Below are 16561 nucleotides of genomic sequence, written 5' to 3'. Positions count from 1 at the left end.
TTCTCGATGAAGCGCAATCTCTGGCTGCTCGCCGTTTGCCAGGGCTTGTTCCTGACCAACAACGTCACTTTCATCGCGATCAACGGCCTCGTCGGCCTGGCGCTCGCACCGCGCGGCTGGATGGCCACGCTGCCTGTGATGGGCTACGTGGTCGGCGGCGCACTCGCCACCGGGCTGGTGGCGCACACGCAGCAACGCTTCGGGCGGCGCCACTCGTTCCAGATCGGCCTCGCGGTGGCCTTGGGCTCGACCCTGTTGTGCGCGCAGGCCGCGGTCTGGAAGGACTTCTGGCTGCTGTGCTTCGCCACGGTGGTGGCTGGCTACTACGCTGCGAATGCGAGCCTCTACCGCTTTGCCGCCGCCGAGCTGACCATGCCCGATGGGCGCGAGAAGGCGGTCTCGCTGGTGATGGCCGGCGGACTTCTCGGCGCCGTGGCGGGCCCGAACCTGGCAGCCGTCACGCGCGACTGGTTCCCGGTGCCCTTCGCCGGCGCCTACCTGGCACTCGCGGCGGTGGCGCTGCTCGCAATGGGCCTGATGCACTTCATCGACTTTCCGGCCCCGCCGCCGAAAAGCAGGAGTGCCGGCGGCCGCTCGCTGGCCGAGATCGCACGCCAGCCGGTGTTCATCGTCGCGGCCGTGTCGGGTGCGCTCGGCTTCGGCGTGATGAACCTGCTGATGGCCGCGACGCCCATCGCGATGCAGATCTGCAGCCTGCCCTTCGACGACATCGCGCTGGTGCTCGAATGGCACGTGATCGGCATGTTCGCGCCAGGCTTCTTCACCGGCCACCTGATCCGCCGTTTCGGCGCGCTGCCGGTGATGGGCGTGGGGCTGGCGCTCAACCTCGGCTGCATTGCGGTGGCGCTCTCGGGTGTGGACCTGCATCAATTCCTGATCGCGCTCTTCATGCTCGGCGTGGGCTGGAATTTCCTCTTCACCGGCAGCACGACGCTGTCCTTGTCGGCCTACACGGCTGAAGAAAGGGACCGCGCCCAGGGCGCACTCAACTTCTGCGTATTCGCGACGCTGGCACTGAGTTCATTCGCCTCGGGCGTGCTGGTCACCACGCAGGGCTGGCGGCTGCTGAACTTCGGCTCGCTGGTGCCGGTGGTGCTGACGGGCGCGGCGCTGCTGTGGCTCGCGCGTCGCCAGCGCAGTACAGCGGCTGCGACCGTCTAGAAAGGCGGGAAACGTTCGTCGAGCCAGCGCCTGAGCGTCTCGAACACGAGCGCCGCATCGCGCTCGTTGAAGATCTCGTGATAGAGCGCCGGAAAGCAGGTCGCGCTGAGCACCAAAGCCGGCGCGGCGGCAGCGAAGGCGCGGCTGGCCGCAGGTTTCACTAGGCGATCGTCGCCCGCATAGATCAGGAGAGTCGGCACCTGCCATTGCGGCGCGGCTGCTTGAACGACGGCACCTTCGTCGGCGAGAAAGCGCGCGAGCCGGGCGCCGATGCGATCGTGGCACAGCGGATCGTCGCGGTAGGCCTGCACCACGGCCGGGTCGTGCGAGAGGTAGTTGTCGTCCAGCCCGTTGCCCACGCGCAAATCGGGCGCCAAGCGCGACAGCAGCGCGATCAGCAACTTCTGGATCGCGCCGAGGCCCGGGTCCAGGCCCGGCGACGAAAGCACCAGCGCATCCACCTTGCGCATCGCCCTCGCCACGAAGCTGGCCGCGACCAACCCGCCGAGGCTGTGGCCCAGCAGCACCAGCGGCACGCCGGGATGCGCTCGCCGCGTGTCGTCGACCACAAGCGCGAGATCGTCGACCAGCCGCATCACGCTGGGCAGGCCGCCGCGCGGGCCGCTCGATGCGCCGTGGCCGTGGTGGTCGGCGGCACGCGCCGCAAAGCCCCAGTCGTTGAGCCGCTCGGCCACGTGTCGGTAGCGGCTCGCATGCTCGCCGAGGCCATGCACCAGCACGACGACGGCTCTCTCGGCATGGCCGGAGGGAAGCGGCCACTCGTGCTGGACCAGCGTTTCGCCGTCCGGCGTGCGCAGCGCGCTGTTCTGCGCGGGCTGCGGCTTCAAGCGGCGAGGGCGTGCGCCGCCGGCAGCGCGGCGATCACTTCGGCCACCGCTGCCGTCAGCTTCTTCGCATAGGGCACGTGCAGGAATTCGTTGGGGCCGTGCGCATTGCTCTTGGGTCCGAGCACGCCGCAGACCATCATCTGTGCCTTCGGGAAACCGACGCTCAGCATGTTCATGAGCGGAATGGTGCCGCCCTGGCCGATGTAGCCGCAGTTGGCGCCGAAGTGCGCCTGCGACGCGGCGTTGAGCGCGCGCTCGAACCACGGCGCGGTGCCCGGCGCATTCCAGCCGGTGGCGCCGCCGTTGCTGTCGAAAGTGACCTTGGCCTGGTAGGGCGCGTTGTCCTCGAGCAGAGTCTTGAGCTGCTGCACCGCCTGGTCGGCATCGACCAGCGGCGGCAGGCGCAGCGAAAGCTTGAAGGCGGTGTAGGGACGCAGCACATTCCCGGCATCCTTCAATGCCGGGAAGCCTTCGGCGCCGGTGACCGAGAGCGTCGGCTTCCAGGTGCGGTTGATCAGCGCTTCCACGGGGTCGCTGGTGGTCGGCAACGCGAACGCAGTCGCGCCGCCGCAGTCGTAGTGCGCCCACGGAAAGCGCTTGTAGACCTCGTCGCCGAGGATGGCTGCGGTGGCCCGCGCCTGAGCGAGCCTCTCGGCCGGCACCTCGCAATGGAAGCTCTCCGGCAGCAGGCGGCCGGTCTTGCTGTCCTCGAGACGGTCGAGTACCTGCCGCATGATGCGGAAGCTCGAGGGCACGAGGCCGGAGGCGTCTCCCGAGTGCACGCCCTCGGTCAGGATCTCGACCTTCAGCGTTCCGCTCGCCATGCCGCGCAGCGAGGTGGTGAGCCACAGCTGGTCGTAGTTGCCGGCACCCGAGTCGAGGCAGATCACGAGGCCTACCTCGCCGAGGCGCGAACGCAGCGCATCGACGTAGGGCAGCAGATCGTAGGAGCCGGATTCTTCGCAAGTCTCGATCAGGCCCAAGATGCGGGGATGCGCCACGCCCTGTGCCTTGAGCGCCTGCAGCGCCGCCACGCTCGCATACACCGCGTAGCCGTCGTCGGCGCCGCCGCGGCCGTAGAGCAGGCCGTCTTCGTATTTCGGCGTCCATGGGCCGAGGTCGTTGCGCCAGCCGGTGAACTCGGGCTGCTTGTCGAGGTGGCCGTACATCAGCACGGTGTCCTTCATCTCGGTGCCGGTGGCCGGCACTTCGAAGAAGAGCACCGGGGTGCGGCCTTCGAGCCGCACGATCTCGAGCTTCAGGCCCTCGACCTTCTGCGCCTCCACCCACCTGGCGGCGTTCTGGAGAACGGTTTCGAGATAGCCGTTCTGCACCCAGTCCTTGTCGAAGCCGGGCGATTTCGCCGGGATCGCGATGTAGTCGGCGAGCTGCTTGACGATGTCCTGGTCCCACTTGGACGAGACATCGGACAGGGCGCGCTCGGCGTCGAGCAGGTCCGAGGGGATTTCGCGGTGCAGGGGAGCGTTCATGGGGTCTCCGCGGGTGAGAAGGGGGAGTGGCGAATTATGGGCGCAGCTCGCCAAACCCGCAGCCCTTGGGCTAATCTCGCCGCTGCTTCAAAGTGGCGGCTTTATCGAAAGGCGAGATCTTGAGCAGCACAAACAAGCGCATTCGCGTGGGAATCGGGGGCTGGACCTATGAACCCTGGCGCAACAACTTCTATCCCGCCGGGCTGCCCCAAAGCCAGGAGTTGAGCTACGCCAGCCGGCAGCTCACTGCCATCGAAGTCAACGGCACCTACTACAGCAGCTTCAAGCCGCCGACCTTCAAGAAGTGGCATGACGAGACGCCCGACGATTTCATGTTCTCGCTCAAGGCATCGCGCTTCGCGACCAACCGCAAGCAGCTGTCGGCGGCCAGCGAGTCGATCGCGCGCTTCGTCGAGAGCGGCATCGCCGAGCTGGGCAAAAAGCTGGGCCCGATCGTCTGGCAGTTCATGCCGACCAAGGCGTTCGATGCGGAGGACTTCGAGGGCTTTCTCGCGCTGCTGCCGAAGAAGGAGGGCAGCCGCACGCTGCGCCACGTGCTCGATGTTCGGCACGAGAGCTTCATGACGCCGGAGTACCTGGCGCTCGCGCGCAAGTACGAGGCCGCGACGGTCTTCACCGACGCGGACAAGTTTCCGTCCTTCGCCGACCTGACCGGCGAGTTCGTCTATGCGCGCCTGATGATGAGCGACGCCAAGCTGAAAACCGGCTACGCGCCGAAGGCGCTCGATGCATGGGCCGAGGCCGCCAAGACCTGGGCCGAGGGCGGTTCGCCGGCTGCGTTGCCGCGCGTCGAGAAGGCCGCGCCGAAGGCGGGCGCGGCGCGCGACGTGTTCATCTACTTCATCAACGGCGCAAAAGAAAAGGCACCGGCCGCAGCAGGTGCCTTGATTCAGCGCCTGGGCTGAACTGAAGTCGCGTCAGGCCGCGGCTTGCAGTGCGGGCTTGGCACTGCCGCTGCTGGTGCTGCCGGCGGATGCGCCGAAGCTGATCTCGCCGGACAGTTGGCCGCCTTCTTCGACCACGATCTTGCCGTAGCGGATCTTGCCGGTGACCTTGCCGGTGGAGTGGATGACGAGCTTTTCGCGCACCGTGAGATTGCCGTCGAAGAGGCCGCGGATCTCGGCGATGTCGATTTCGGCCGAGCCTTTGAACGCGCCTTGTTCGGCGATTTGCATGACACGCGAATCCATCGTCGCTTCGACCAGGCCTTCGACCACGAGCGTGTCGCAGTCGGTGATCTCGACGCCCTTGAGCTTGATGTTGGGGCCGACGGTGAGCTTGCTGCCGCCTTCCTTGGCTGTGCTCGCTGCCGCATTGGCCGCTTGAGCCGACAAATTCGAAGGATTGACCGGCGTGCCCGAAAGGTTGGTGCCGGAACCCATCAGCGGCGCGGGACGGGAGGGGAGGGAGTCGGCGTCGCGATCACGCTTGCCGAAGAAGGGGGACTGTGTGGCCAATGGGGAGCTCCTCAAAAGGGCTATCGTAAGAAGGCGCTTACGGCGCTTCGCACTTCATTGCGCAAGAAGCGTAACTGAATACGTCTCGAACACGCATCGTTGGGAACTTTCGTCTGCGTAGGGCCGCATCGACAATGGCAGCGCTCCTCACCTCAGACCCTGAATGATGATCTCAAACACTGCATCTGGTTCCACTGTGTCCGATCCGGTTCACGAGGATGCGCGGTTCGGCAAACCCGCACACGGTTGGCGGCGCGTGCTCTTCGCGGTGATCTTCGAATCCGAATCGCGCGCAGGCCGGCTGTTCGACCTGATCCTGATCGCGGTGATCGTGGCGAGCGTGACGGTCGTGATTCTCGACAGCGTGCAGTCCGTCCGGCAACGCGCGGGTCACGTGTTCGGCGTGCTCGAATTGGTGTTCACCGCGCTCTTCACGCTCGAATATCTGGGTCGGCTGGCCTGCGTGAAGCGGCCGCTGCGCTATGCGGCAAGCTTCTATGGCGTGATCGATCTGCTTGCGCTGCTGCCGACATTCCTGGTGGCGCTCGCGCCGGAGTTCGCTTACCTGATCGATGTGCGCGTGCTGCGTCTTCTGCGCGTATTCCGCATCTTCAAGCTCTCTCGCTATTCGGTCGAGTACCGCGCGCTGGTGACGGCGGTCGCGGCCAGCCGCCGCAAGATCACGGTCTTTGTCGGCTTCGTGATGCTGGTGGTGTTGGTGATGGGCACGCTGATGTACGTGGTGGAGGGACCGACGTACGGCTTCACCAGCATTCCGGTGGCGGTGTACTGGGCGATCTCGACCATGGCGACGGTGGGCTTCGGCGACCTGGTGCCGAAGACCGACCTCGGCCGCGCGATCGCCTCGGTGATGATGCTGCTGGGCTGGGGCGTGCTCGCAGTGCCGACCGGCATCGTCACCGCCGAGATGGCGCGGCGCGGACCGGAGGAGGGGCCGGTCGCGGTCGCACCGCGCGGCGTGTTCGCGATGGCGGTGCCCGAGTCCGCGGCGCCGCGCCGCCGCCTCACGCCTGCTGCCAGACGGCGCGCCCTTGCCCAGCATCATCGACCCTGGCGATGAAGCCGGCAGCTTCGGGCTCGGGGAGCATCAACGAGAAGTGCACCATGCTGTCGTGGCTGACCTGGACGAGCGTCGCACCCGCCGACGCGATCTCGCGGCGCAGCAGCCCTTCGAGCGCGTAGGGCACCGCGCACTGCAGGCTGCGCTGGCGCACCAGCGGCACCAGCACCGCGCCGGCGAGCGCCCGCGCGACGCTATCGGTATAGGCACGCACCAGCCCGCCCGCGCCGAGCTTGATGCCGCCGAAGTAGCGAACCACCGTTGCGAGCACACCTTCGAGTTCGTGATGTCGCAGCACTTCCAGCATCGGCCGGCCGGCGGTGCCACCGGGTTCGCCGTCATCGTTGGCCGCGGACTGCCCTCCGGCCATCAACGCCCAGCAGACATGGGCCGCGCCAGGATGTGCGCTGCGCAGTGCATCGACGACGGCCTGCGCCGCCGCACGGTCGATGACCGGTTGCACGCAGCCGATGAATCGGCTCTTTTTGACGAGCAGCTCGCTGTGCTGCGGCGCGGCGAGCGTGAAGGGCATCGTTCGCCCGCTAGCGTTCGCGTTCGAACTTGAAGACGGCGGTGCTGGCACGTGCATTCGGGAGCCAGCGCACCTCAACGCCCTCCTGCAGGCCGAAGGCATCGAGCACGCGCAAGCGGTTCTTGCGCGCGAGCACCTCGAAGTCCTTGAAGGTACCGACGCGGATGTTGGGTGTGTCGTACCACTGGTAGGGCAGGCGCCGCGTGACCGGCATGCGGCCGCGCGCGATGCTGATGCGGTTCGGCCAGTGCGCGAAATTGGGGAAGGCGACGATGCCGGTACGGCCGACGCGCGCGGTCTCTCGCAGCATCACTTCGGCATTGCGAAGGTGCTGCAGCGTGTCGATCTGGAGCACGACGTCGAAGGAGGCGTCGTCGAACAGCGCGAGGCCTTCGTCGAGGTTGAGCTGGATCACGTCGACGCCGTGCCGTATGCATTGCAGCACGTTGCCGTCGGCGATCTCGACGCCGTAGCCGCTGCAGCCGCGCTCCCGCTGCAGCAGATCGAGCAGCGCGCCGTCGCCGCAGCCGAGGTCGAGCACGCGCGAGCCTTCGGGGACGAGCCGGGCGATCACGCGTTGGGTGTCCAGATCGCTCATGCTGTCGCTCCCTCCTTGGCGATACGTTCGAAGTACGAGCGCACCACGCTCATGTAGCGCACATCGTCGAGCAGGAAGGCATCGTGTCCGTGCGGCGCGTCGATTTCCGCGTAGCTCACGTTGCGGCGGTTGTCGAGCAGGGCCTTCACGATCTCGCGGCTGCGTGCCGGCGCGAAGCGCCAGTCGGTGGTGAAGCTCACCAGCAGGAACTTGGCCGTGGCTTGCGCCAGCGCGGCGCGCAGATCGCCGCCGTGCGCGCGCGCAGGATCGAAGTAGTCGAGCGCGCGCGTGATCAGCAGGTAGGTGTTGGCGTCGAAGTACTCGCTGAACTTGTCGCCGTTGTAGCGCAGGTAGCTTTCGATCTGGAATTCGACCTCCTGGGTCGAGTAGAGAAAATCCGCGCTCGACACGTCGCCCTCGACCGCGCTGCGCAGAGCACGACCGAACTTCTCGTTCATGAGGTCGTCGCTCTGGTAGGTGATGTGACCGATCATGCGGGCGATGCGCAGGCCGCGCTTGGGGATCACGCCACGCTCGTAGAAGTGGCCGCCGTTGAAGTCGGGGTCGGTCACGATGGCGCGGCGAGCGACCTCGTTGAACGCGATGTTCTGCGCCGTCAGGCTGGGCGCACTGGCGATCACCACCGCATGGCGCACGCGTTCGGGGTATTGCAGCGCCCACGACAGCGCCTGCATGCCGCCGAGGCTGCCGCCCATCACCGCCGCGAGCGTCTGGATGCCCATCGCGTCCAGCAGCGCAGCCTGCGCGCGAACCCAATCCTCGACCGTGACCACCGGAAAATCGGCGCCATAGACGCGCCCAGTCGCAGGGTCGACATGCATCGGCCCGGTGGAGCCGAAGCAGGAGCCGAGGTTGTTGACGCCGATCGCGAAGAAACGATCGGTGTCGACGGGCTTGCCGGGGCCGATCATGTTGTCCCACCAGCCCTCGGATTTGTCCTGGCCTGCGTAGACGCCGGCGACATGGTGCGAAGCGTTCAGCGCATGGCAAACGAGCACCGCGTTGCTGCGATCGGCATTGAGCGTGCCGTAGGTTTCGTAGGCCAAGGTGTAGTTGGCAATCGATGCGCCGCTGCTGAGAGGCAGCGGGCCTGCGAACGGCATCGATTGCGAGGAGACGACCAACGACATGAATGATGAAAAAACCCGGCCTCGCCAAAAACGAGCCGGGTCCGGCATCCGTCTTTAGCTGCATTTGTTAAGCGCCCGCAAGCTGGAGCAAATCGGCGCGTCCGGCAAGTATATGCGGCTCAGTCCCAACCGATCAACGCGGCGACGCCGAGCATGAGGAACAGCACGGCAGTGACGCCATGGACCAGGCGGATCGGCACGCGCTTCACGATGCGCTCGCCCAGCCACACGACCGGCGCATTGGCCAGCATCATGCCGAGCGTGGTACCGAGCACCACCCAGACAAAGGCGCTCGCGTAGCGCGCGGCGAGCATGACGGTCGCGATTTGCGTCTTGTCGCCCATCTCGGCCAGGAAGAAGGCGGTCAGGGTGGTGCCGAACACGCCGAAATGCGAAGCCCTCGGCATGTCGTCCTCGTCGAGCTTGTCGGGGATCAGCATCCAAAGCGCCATCGCGATGAACGAAGCACCCAGAATCCAGCGCAGCACGTCGGGTCCGAGCGTGTGCGTGGCCCAGTTGCCCACCGCGCCTGCGAGTGCGTGGTTCAACACGGTCGCGGTGAAGATGCCCAGCACGATCGGCCAGGGCTTGCGGAATCGTGCGGCGAGCACGAGTGAGAGCAATTGGGTCTTGTCGCCCATTTCGGCGAGCGCGACCACGCCGGTCGCAACGAGAAAAGCTTCCATGAGAAAGGGGTTCCTTGGGCCGAAGGACGAAGACGCAATTGACCGTGCAACGCCTTCGGCCAAATCCGAAGTTGCACGGTCAAAGGTCTCGCCAGGTGGAACACTGCCTGCGCCATGTCCTGCACGGGGCACGACAAGTCTGTTGACGCAAACCCTTCTCGCGATGGAAGGCGGCTACTCCCCAATGACGGCGCGATTGTAGTGCGGCATCGAGGATTCTTGTAAGCGTGCGCTAGCTTTCGAAAATTTTTGAGCGCGGCGCGGTTGCGGGCAAATTCCTACTTGCGCTCGAAGCATTTCACACATAATGCACGAGCCTCCCTTCAGATTTCGGGGCGGTGATTCGGTGATCGGACAGTTTCGCGCGGCTCGGCGGATTTCGTTTGGGTGGTGCTCTCGGGACTCCATCGCTTTTCTTGATGTGTTTATAGGAGTCCCTTGATGGGCAACAAACTGTACGTCGGCAACCTGCCTTATTCGGCGCGCGACGATGATCTCCACAATGCCTTCAGCCAGTTCGGCACCGTGGCAAGCGCCAAGGTCATGATGGAGCGCGACTCCAGCCCCCCGCGCTCCAAAGGCTTCGGATTTGTTGAAATGGGCAGCGATGCAGAAGCGCAAGCGGCCATCAAGGGCATGAACGGCCAGGACATGGGCGGCCGCAGCGTCGTCGTGAACGAAGCGCGCCCGATGGAAGCCCGTCCGCCGCGCAGCGGCGGCTACGGCGGTGGCGGTGGCGGCGGATATGGCGGCGGCGGTGGTGGCGGCTATGGTGGCGGCGGCGGCGGCCGCAGCGGTGGGGGCGGCGGCTACGGCGGTGGCGGTGGTGGTGGTGGTTACGGCGGCGGTGGCCGCAGCGGTGGCGGTGGCGGCGATGGCGGTTTCCGCAGCCCGTACGGCGCTGGCCCGCGCGGCGGTGGCCGCGGCGGCTACGGCGGTGGCGGCGGCAACGGCGGCAACAGCGGGTACTGAATTCGCCCCCAGCAAGCATCACAAAAAAGGCTCCCTCGGGAGCCTTTTTTGATGGTGACACGACGCGAACAGCCTGAAGGCTATTCGCCACGCCGCTTCTTGCGCCCGCGGCCCTGCACGGCGCGGTCGAACAGGGAGTTGGGCAGCAAGCGCATGAGCTTGGCGACCACGCCCATCTGCCACGGAATTACCCGGTAGCTGGCGCCGGCCTCGATCGCGCGCAAGGCCCGATCGGCGAAGTCCTCCGCCCGCATCAGGAAGGGCATGCCGTAGCGATTGCCTTGCGTCAGCGGGGTGTCGACATAGCCCGGGCAAAGGGTGACGACCTTGACGCCGCTGGCGCGCAGCTCGCCGCGCAGACTCTCGCAGTACGCCACCACGCCCGCCTTGCTGGCGCAGTACGCACCGTGGCCGGGAAGGCCGCGAATCGACGCGACGCTGCCGATGCCGACCAGCCGGCCGCTGCCGCGCGCCCTCATCGCGGCAACGAAAGGATGGAAAGTCGCGGCCAGGCCGACGTTGTTGATCGCAAAGGTCTGCGCGAGCACGTCGAGATCGCCGCGGTCCTCGGTATCGATGCCCACGCTGATGCCGGCATTCGCGATCACCACGTCCGGGACACCCTGGTGCGCGATGCAGTCGGCGCCCGCCGCGACGATGCTGTCGGTATCGGCAACATCGGCACCGTAGATCCGATAGCGCTGGGCATCGATCTTGGCGGCGCGGGCCCAGGTTTCGATCTCGGCCGTGCGCCGCGCCACCAGCGCGAGGCTGTAGCCAGCTTGGTAGAAGCGCGCCGCCAGCGCCTGGCCGATGCCGCTCGACGCACCGGTGATGAACGCCAGGCGCGTCAATGCTTCGCCCCGGGCGCTGCGGCCGAAGGCATCAGCAGGCCTCGAACGCGGCCTTGGAGGTTGGCGACGCCCGTCAGGTTGTCGTAGTCCAGCGAATCGGCCGTGAACTGGTCGGCGCCGCGTATCAGAGTGACAGGCTTGTGCGACTTGACGCGCTCCGTGTCCAGGAAGGCGTGCAGGAATTCGCCGCGGAATTCCAGGCGCGGCATGATCTTGCCGCCGGCCGAGACGGCAGCTTCGCGTACCACGATCGCGTTGCCGAAAAGCTGGATCTCGCTGCCGTCGCCGTTCGACAAGCCGCGATTGGCGGTCGCGCGGGTCGTCAGTCCCTCCGGAGAAATGGAGCGCAGCCGGACCTGGTCCACCTCCATCGTGTCGTTGTCCGGATAGTGCCGGCCTTCGGTACCGAAGAGCTCGCTGCGCAGTTCGCCGTTGGGCAGGAAGTTCTTGACCACGAAGCCGCGCATGAAAAAGTCGGGCTCGTGCTTGGGCGCCTCCTTGGCCACCGGCTCGAGCAACTTCGGCGCGTTGCGTACCAGCCAGTAGGTGCCGAGCGCCAGCGCGGCCGTCAGGATGATCGGCAGGTAGATGGTGACGCGATCGAAGCCATCCCGCAGCAGATTCCAGACCGCTTTCGCCTTCATGCCGCCGGGCCCCGCGCAACGTCCAGAAGCCGGCGGTAGTGGCCGCCCGCCGTGAGCAGCAGGTCGCAGAATTCGCGCGCCGCACCTTCGCCGCCGCGCGCCGCGGTCACGTGGTGCGCGATGGCGCGCACCTCGGCATGGGCGTTGGCAGGCGCCGCGGCAAATGCGGCGCGGGTCAGCACGGGCAGGTCGGGCCAGTCGTCGCCGATGGCGGCGGTCTGCATCCAGTCGAAGCCGAGCGCTGCGAGCATGGCCTCGGCCGCCGGCAGCTTGTCTTCGGTGCCATAGCGCACGTGCTCGATACCCAGCGCCTGCAGGCGCACGCGCAGCGGCTTCGAGTCGCGTCCCGTGATCACCGCCGGCGTGATACCCGCGACACGCAGCAGCTTGAGGCCGTAACCGTCGAGGATGCTGAAGCGCTTGAGGGTTTCGCCCTGCTCGCTGAAATAGACGCCGCCGTCGGTCAGCACGCCGTCGACGTCGAAGAAGGCGACGCGGATGTCCTGCGCGGCGAGCAAGGCCTCCGCCTTGAATTCGAGCGCCATCAGATGACTTTCGCGCGCATCAGGTCGTTGATGCTGAGCGCGCCGATCAGGACGCCGACGGCATCGACCACCAGCACGCTCGTGATGCGGTGCTGTTCCATCAGCTCGGCAGCCTCGGCCGCCAGCGCATCGGCACGCAGCGTGCGCGGGCCCCGATGCATCACGTCGGCCGCGGTCATGGCGCGCAGGTCCGCGCCGGTCTCGACCTGCCGGCGCAGATCGCCGTCGGTGAAGATGCCGATCGCGCGGCCTTCGGGATCGACCACGGCCGTCGCGCCGAGGCCCTTGGAACTCATCTCGCGCATGATCTCGCTGAGGCTGGCGCCGGGCCCGACGCGCGGCACGTCGTCACCGGAGCGCATGACATCGCTCACATGGGTGAGCAGCTTGCGGCCGAGCGCGCCGCCGGGATGCGAGCGGGCGAAGTCTTCGGTGCCGAAGCCGCGCGCATCGAGCAAGGCGACGGCGAGCGCGTCGCCGAGCGCCATCTGCGCTGTGGTGCTGGCGGTGGGCGCCAGGTTGAGCGGGCAAGCCTCTTTCTCGACGCCGCTGTCCAGCACGATGTCGGCATGGTGCGCCAGCGTCGAATCGGAGCGCCCGGTCATCGCGATCAACGGCACGCCTTGGCGCTTGACCACGGGCAGGATGGTGGTGAGCTCCTCGACTTCACCGCTGTTCGAGATCGCGAGCACGAGGTCGACCGCCTTGATCATGCCGAGATCGCCGTGGCTCGCCTCCGCCGGGTGCACGAACATCGCCGGCGTGCCGGTCGATGCGAGCGTGGCCGCGATCTTGCGGCCGACATGGCCGCTCTTGCCCATGCCCATGACGACCACGCGGCCCCGTACCTCGAGGATTTTCCGAACGGCATCCACGAAACTCGCGCCGACGCGCTGCTTGAGACCGAGCACGGCCTCTGCCTCGATATCGAAAGTCATACGCGCCCGCGCGAGCATTGCGTCGGGTTCGGCCGCGGAGGCCAGGTCGGGGCGGGAGCTCATCGCGGGATTTTATCGGTCAAGGGCTTCGGCAGTCTGAACTGAGGGGTTCACATTCAGTAGCATCGGCCCATGTCGTCGTTCGATCTCACGCTGATGTATCTCCTGGCTGCGGTGATCGGCGTGGTCGTCTGCCGCTACCTCAGGCTGCCGCCGATGCTCGGCTACCTGCTGGCCGGCGTGCTCATCGGACCGCACGCGCTGGCGTTCGCGGAGAACTCCGAAGCCATCAGGCACCTGGGCGAGTTCGGCGTCGTGTTTCTGATGTTCGTGATCGGGCTGGAGTTCAACCTGCCCAAGCTGCGGGCGATGCGCAAGCACGTGTTCGGCCTCGGGCTGCTCCAGGTGATGCTGACGATGGCGATCGCGACGGCGGGCGCGTTGTGGCTCGCCACCTGGCTGCCGCCGGCCTGGCACCTGGGCTGGCAGACGGCGGTGGCGCTTTCGGGCGCGCTCACCATGAGCAGCACCGCGATCGTCGTGAAGCTGATGGCCGAGCGACTCGAACTCGACAGCGAACATGGCAAGCGCGTGATGGGCGTGCTGCTATTCCAGGATCTTGCGGTGGTGCCCTTGCTGGTGCTGATCCCGGCGCTCGGGGCGCCGCCCGAGACGATGCTGAAGGCGCTCGCCTTCGCCTGGCTCAAGGCCAGCTTTCTGATTGCCGTGCTGCTCTACGGCGGTCCGCGCGTGATGCGCTGGTGGCTCACGATCGTCGCGCGCCGGCGCAGCGAAGAGCTGTTCATGCTCAACCTGCTGCTCGTCACGCTGGGCCTGGCATGGCTGACCGAGCTCGCCGGCCTGAGCCTGGCGCTGGGGGCCTTCGTCGCCGGCATGCTGGTGTCGGAAACCGAATTCAAGCACCAGGTCGAAACCGACATCCGGCCCTTTCACGATGTGCTGCTGGGACTGTTCTTCATCTCGATCGGCATGTCGCTCGACTGGCACATCGTGCTGGAGCAATGGGCCCTGGTCGCCGGACTGCTCCTCTTGCCGCTGGCCTTCAAGCTGATCCTGGTCACGTTGCTGGCGCGCGTGCTCGGCGCAACGGCCGGCGTGTCGCTGCGCACCGGCCTCTACCTCGCGCAGGCGGGCGAGTTCGGTTTCGTGCTGCTGACGCTGGCGCAAAACCAAGAGCTCCTGCCGTCGTGGCTCGCAAACCCTGTGCTCGCCTCGATGGTGCTGTCGATGCTCGCGACGCCCTTCATCATCATGTACAGCAATCGCATCGTGCGAAAGCTGGTGGCGAGCGATTGGCTGCAGCAGTCGCTGCAGATGACGACCATCGCGCGCAAGACCATCAACACCGCGAAGCACGTGATCATCTGCGGCTACGGGCGCTGCGGGCAGAACCTGGCGCGCGTGCTGGAACGCGAGGGCATACCGTACCTGGCGCTAGACCTCGACCCGGATCGCGTCCAACAGGCCGCTGCGGCAGGCGACTCGGTGGTCTTCGGCGACGCGGCGCGGCTTCAGGCGCTGATGGCGGCCGGCCTGGCGCGTGCCAGCGCCGTGGTCGTGACTTATCTCGATGTCCCGGGCGCACTCAAGGTGCTGGCCAACACGCGGGCGCATGCACCGCAGGTGCCGGTGATCGTGCGCACGCAGGACGATCGCGATCTCGAAAAGCTGCAGGCCGCCGGCGCGACCGAGGTGGTGCCAGAAGCGATCGAAGGTTCGCTGATGCTGGCAAGCCATGCGCTGGCGCTGGTGGGCGTGCCCATGCGGCGCGTGATCCGCGTGGTGCAGGACCAGCGCGATGCGCGCTACAACCTGCTGCGCGGCTATTTCCACGGCGCCGACGACGACAACGCCGACGAACTCGACCACGAGCGGCTCAACAGCTTCACGCTCACCACCGGCGCGCGTGCAGTGGGCCAGCAGCTGGACCGGGCCGCGCTGCTGGCGGTGGGCGTTCGAGTGGCCAGCTTGCGCAGGCGCAACGGCAAGGCCGAGGAAGTGCGCGACGACACGCTGCTGGCGGACGGCGACACGCTGGTGCTCTCGGGCAAGCCGGGTGCGCTCGCCCTGGCGATCGACATGCTTCAGAAGGGCTGAGGACGCCGCCGTACAGGGCGCCCTTCAGTTGAGCAGGCTGGGATTGCGCTTCTCTTCGTCGATCTGCTGCTGGCGCCGCACGGCCGCGCATTGGGCGCTCGCCCTGAATTCCGCCTTGGCGCACTGCGCGACCATGCAGCGCGCGCGGCCGAAGAAGCCCTGGCTTGCGCATGCCGCTTCCGGACTCGCAGGTGCGGCGGGTTCCACCGGGGCAGCCGCCACGACCGGTGCAGGCGGCGCGACGGCAGCGGGCGGCGGTGCAGCCACCGGCGCGGCCGGCGCAGCTTTGCGTGCCCGGGGTGCAGCGGCGACCGTGGGCTTGGCCGGTCCGGCCCGCGGGGGCGGCGCGGCTTGCTCGGCCCGCGGCGGCGGAACCGGCTCGGCCGGCGGCGGGGGTTCGGCCGCCGGCGCCTCGGCGACGGGCGCGGACACAGGCGGGGGCGCAGGCGCGGACGTGGGCGCGGGGGACGGCACGACGACCGGCGCAGGCGCGGCGGCGGCCTGCTGCGTCGCAGGCGGCGAACTGGCGCTTCGTTGGCCGTACGCGTACCACCCGCCTGCCGCAAGCACGGCCGCCATCAGCACAGCGAAGACACTCATTCGGGCGGCATTCGATTTGCGTGCAGCGGGGAGCGCGGCTGCATGCAGCGCAGCTTTCGGCGCGCGTGCCCGAGCGGCGGGTCGTGCTCGTGGTCGCGGGACAGGCTCGGGCCTGGGCGCAGGCGGCGGCGGAGAGGCCGCCGCGCTTATCACGACCGTGACTTCATCCGCCGCGGGCCCGTGCGACAGCGGCATGCGCTCGGTGATAGGCCACCCGTCACCGCCGGTGGCGCGCTCCTCGGCGGGCGCACTGGACGCCGGCGGCGGCGAGATCAGCCTGCGGCCGCAACCCTTGCAGAATTTCGCGCCGTCACGGTTTTCCGTCTGACAGGAAGCGCACACCACGGCCATCTGTAGCGACTCCGGGCTTCAGGTCACCGCGACGCGCTTGGGCCGGTTGACCATTCGCTTGGCAATCACGGCGCCAAGCGCCAATGCCATTTCCAGCGCCAGATTGGGCTGGCGGTTCGACATTTCCGAGAAGCGAATGGGCGTCAGGCGCCAGACGCGCGCGGCGCCCGTGGCCACCACGTTGGCCGAGCGCGGCAGCCTGGAGAAGAAGGCTCCCTCGCCGACCACCGACCCCGGATTGAGGATCGCGAGCCGCATCTGGCCCCCCTCACCGATCAGGTGCACGCTGAGCGCGCCGCTCTCGATGAAGAAAATCGTGCGGTCGTTGGCGCCCTGGTCGATCAGCACCTGGCCGGCCGCCAGGTCGAAGGGCTGCAGATAGCTGGCCAGCGTTTCCCACTGCTGCGGATTGAAGGCCGGCGCAAAAGCGTCGTAACTCGTGTTCTGCGCGATGGCGCGGCAAAGATCCTGGATGTTCGATGACATGTTGCAA

At 67.2% G+C, this 16561-nt stretch carries 18 protein-coding genes, 1 pseudogene and 1 riboswitch; of the genes and pseudogenes, 5 read left to right on the top strand and 14 right to left on the bottom strand.

The window, feature by feature from the left end:
* The first annotated feature begins 6 nt into the window (after window positions 1–6).
* The gene (locus EJI01_RS20625; protein WP_126838993.1) at window positions 7–1182 is read left to right on the top strand and encodes an MFS transporter; all 1176 of its coding nucleotides are present in this window, start codon (window positions 7–9) and stop codon (window positions 1180–1182) included.
* Here the strand turns inward: EJI01_RS20625 and EJI01_RS20620 are convergent.
* Together EJI01_RS20620 and EJI01_RS20615 are read right to left on the bottom strand one after the other, a co-directional pair.
* Window positions 1179–2030: an alpha/beta hydrolase gene (locus tag EJI01_RS20620; RefSeq protein WP_126838992.1), complete on the bottom strand. Its 852-nt coding sequence runs from the start codon at window positions 2028–2030 to the stop codon at window positions 1179–1181. The two genes, EJI01_RS20625 and EJI01_RS20620, sit on opposite strands and share 4 nt — an antisense overlap.
* Window positions 2027–3520, bottom strand: a complete 1494-nt coding sequence (locus tag EJI01_RS20615; protein WP_126838991.1) for a M20 family metallopeptidase — start codon at window positions 3518–3520, stop codon at window positions 2027–2029. Before EJI01_RS20615 ends, EJI01_RS20620 begins: the two co-directional genes overlap by 4 nt.
* 92 nt (window positions 3521–3612) lie before the next feature.
* Here EJI01_RS20615 and EJI01_RS20610 point away from each other — a divergent pair, with 92 nt between their 5' ends.
* Window positions 3613–4446 (top strand): DUF72 domain-containing protein, encoded by an 834-nt coding sequence (locus tag EJI01_RS20610; RefSeq protein ID WP_409513972.1) that lies wholly within the window; start codon window positions 3613–3615, stop codon window positions 4444–4446.
* Between the two features lie 12 nt (window positions 4447–4458).
* On the opposite strand, the gene EJI01_RS20605 is transcribed toward EJI01_RS20610, so the two are convergent.
* Window positions 4459–4998, bottom strand: a complete 540-nt coding sequence (locus EJI01_RS20605) for a polymer-forming cytoskeletal protein (protein WP_126838990.1) — start codon at window positions 4996–4998, stop codon at window positions 4459–4461.
* Between the two features lie 163 nt (window positions 4999–5161).
* Here EJI01_RS20605 and EJI01_RS20600 point away from each other — a divergent pair, with 163 nt between their 5' ends.
* A complete protein-coding gene (locus tag EJI01_RS20600) occupies window positions 5162–6079 on the top strand; it encodes an ion transporter (RefSeq protein ID WP_126838989.1) in 918 nt (305 codons plus the stop codon).
* Here EJI01_RS20600 and EJI01_RS20595 read toward each other — a convergent pair.
* The 4 genes from EJI01_RS20595 to EJI01_RS20580 all read right to left on the bottom strand — a co-directional run bounded on the left by EJI01_RS20595 (window position 6024) and on the right by EJI01_RS20580 (window position 9046).
* On the bottom strand, window positions 6024–6611 hold the full coding sequence (locus EJI01_RS20595; protein ID WP_126838988.1) for an IMPACT family protein: 588 nt from the start codon (window positions 6609–6611) through the stop codon (window positions 6024–6026). The genes EJI01_RS20600 and EJI01_RS20595 overlap by 56 nt on opposite strands.
* Before the next feature lie 10 nt (window positions 6612–6621).
* Window positions 6622–7209: a methionine biosynthesis protein MetW gene (gene metW / locus EJI01_RS20590; RefSeq protein ID WP_126838987.1), complete on the bottom strand. Its 588-nt coding sequence runs from the start codon at window positions 7207–7209 to the stop codon at window positions 6622–6624.
* The gene (locus EJI01_RS20585) at window positions 7206–8360 is read right to left on the bottom strand and encodes a homoserine O-acetyltransferase (protein ID WP_126838986.1); all 1155 of its coding nucleotides are present in this window, start codon (window positions 8358–8360) and stop codon (window positions 7206–7208) included. Before EJI01_RS20585 ends, metW begins: the two co-directional genes overlap by 4 nt.
* Before the next feature lie 119 nt (window positions 8361–8479).
* On the bottom strand, window positions 8480–9046 hold the full coding sequence (locus EJI01_RS20580; protein ID WP_126838985.1) for a TMEM165/GDT1 family protein: 567 nt from the start codon (window positions 9044–9046) through the stop codon (window positions 8480–8482).
* A gap of 9 nt (window positions 9047–9055) precedes the next feature.
* Window positions 9056–9241: riboswitch (yybP-ykoY riboswitch) on the bottom strand.
* Window positions 9242–9487: 246 nt separating this feature from the next.
* On the opposite strand from EJI01_RS20580, the gene EJI01_RS20575 reads away from it, so the two are divergent.
* A complete protein-coding gene (locus tag EJI01_RS20575; RefSeq protein WP_126838984.1) occupies window positions 9488–10018 on the top strand; it encodes an RNA recognition motif domain-containing protein in 531 nt (176 codons plus the stop codon).
* A gap of 80 nt (window positions 10019–10098) precedes the next feature.
* On the opposite strand, the gene EJI01_RS20570 is transcribed toward EJI01_RS20575, so the two are convergent.
* Genes EJI01_RS20570 through EJI01_RS20555 form a run of 4 tightly spaced genes read right to left on the bottom strand, consistent with a single transcriptional unit; the run spans window position 10099 to window position 13062 of the window.
* Entirely contained in the window at window positions 10099–10872 is a 774-nt protein-coding gene (locus EJI01_RS20570) for an SDR family oxidoreductase (RefSeq protein WP_126838983.1), read from the bottom strand.
* Entirely contained in the window at window positions 10869–11516 is a 648-nt protein-coding gene (gene lptC, locus EJI01_RS20565; protein ID WP_126838982.1) for an LPS export ABC transporter periplasmic protein LptC, read from the bottom strand. Before lptC ends, EJI01_RS20570 begins: the two co-directional genes overlap by 4 nt.
* Window positions 11513–12061, bottom strand: coding sequence for a KdsC family phosphatase (locus EJI01_RS20560; RefSeq protein ID WP_126838981.1), 549 nt, complete (start codon window positions 12059–12061; stop codon window positions 11513–11515). The genes lptC and EJI01_RS20560 overlap by 4 nt, the downstream gene beginning before the upstream one ends.
* Window positions 12061–13062, bottom strand: coding sequence for an SIS domain-containing protein (locus EJI01_RS20555; protein WP_126838980.1), 1002 nt, complete (start codon window positions 13060–13062; stop codon window positions 12061–12063). The genes EJI01_RS20560 and EJI01_RS20555 overlap by 1 nt, the downstream gene beginning before the upstream one ends.
* 69 nt (window positions 13063–13131) lie before the next feature.
* Here EJI01_RS20555 and EJI01_RS20550 point away from each other — a divergent pair, with 69 nt between their 5' ends.
* Window positions 13132–15117 (top strand): monovalent cation:proton antiporter family protein, encoded by a 1986-nt coding sequence (locus EJI01_RS20550; RefSeq protein WP_126838979.1) that lies wholly within the window; start codon window positions 13132–13134, stop codon window positions 15115–15117.
* 24 nt (window positions 15118–15141) lie between these two features.
* Here EJI01_RS20550 and EJI01_RS20545 read toward each other — a convergent pair whose 3' ends face one another.
* From EJI01_RS20545 to EJI01_RS20540, 3 genes and pseudogenes are all read right to left on the bottom strand, one after another.
* Entirely contained in the window at window positions 15142–15717 is a 576-nt protein-coding gene (locus tag EJI01_RS20545) for a hypothetical protein (protein WP_185878988.1), read from the bottom strand.
* A gap of 279 nt (window positions 15718–15996) precedes the next feature.
* Window positions 15997–16068 (bottom strand): annotated as a pseudogene (locus tag EJI01_RS29695) (zinc-ribbon domain-containing protein); the annotation flags it as partial.
* Between the two features lie 18 nt (window positions 16069–16086).
* Window positions 16087–16554 carry a Crp/Fnr family transcriptional regulator gene (locus EJI01_RS20540; RefSeq protein ID WP_126838977.1) on the bottom strand — a complete coding sequence of 156 codons (468 nt, stop codon included), beginning with the start codon at window positions 16552–16554 and terminating at the stop codon, window positions 16087–16089.
* Window positions 16555–16561 lie beyond the last annotated feature (7 nt).

The sequence above is a fragment of the Variovorax sp. MHTC-1 genome, assembly GCF_003984645.1.
Classification (GTDB): Bacteria; Pseudomonadota; Gammaproteobacteria; order Burkholderiales; family Burkholderiaceae_C; genus Variovorax.
Note: the sequence above shows the minus strand (reverse complement) of the source record. Positions and strands in the feature narration are given on the sequence as shown.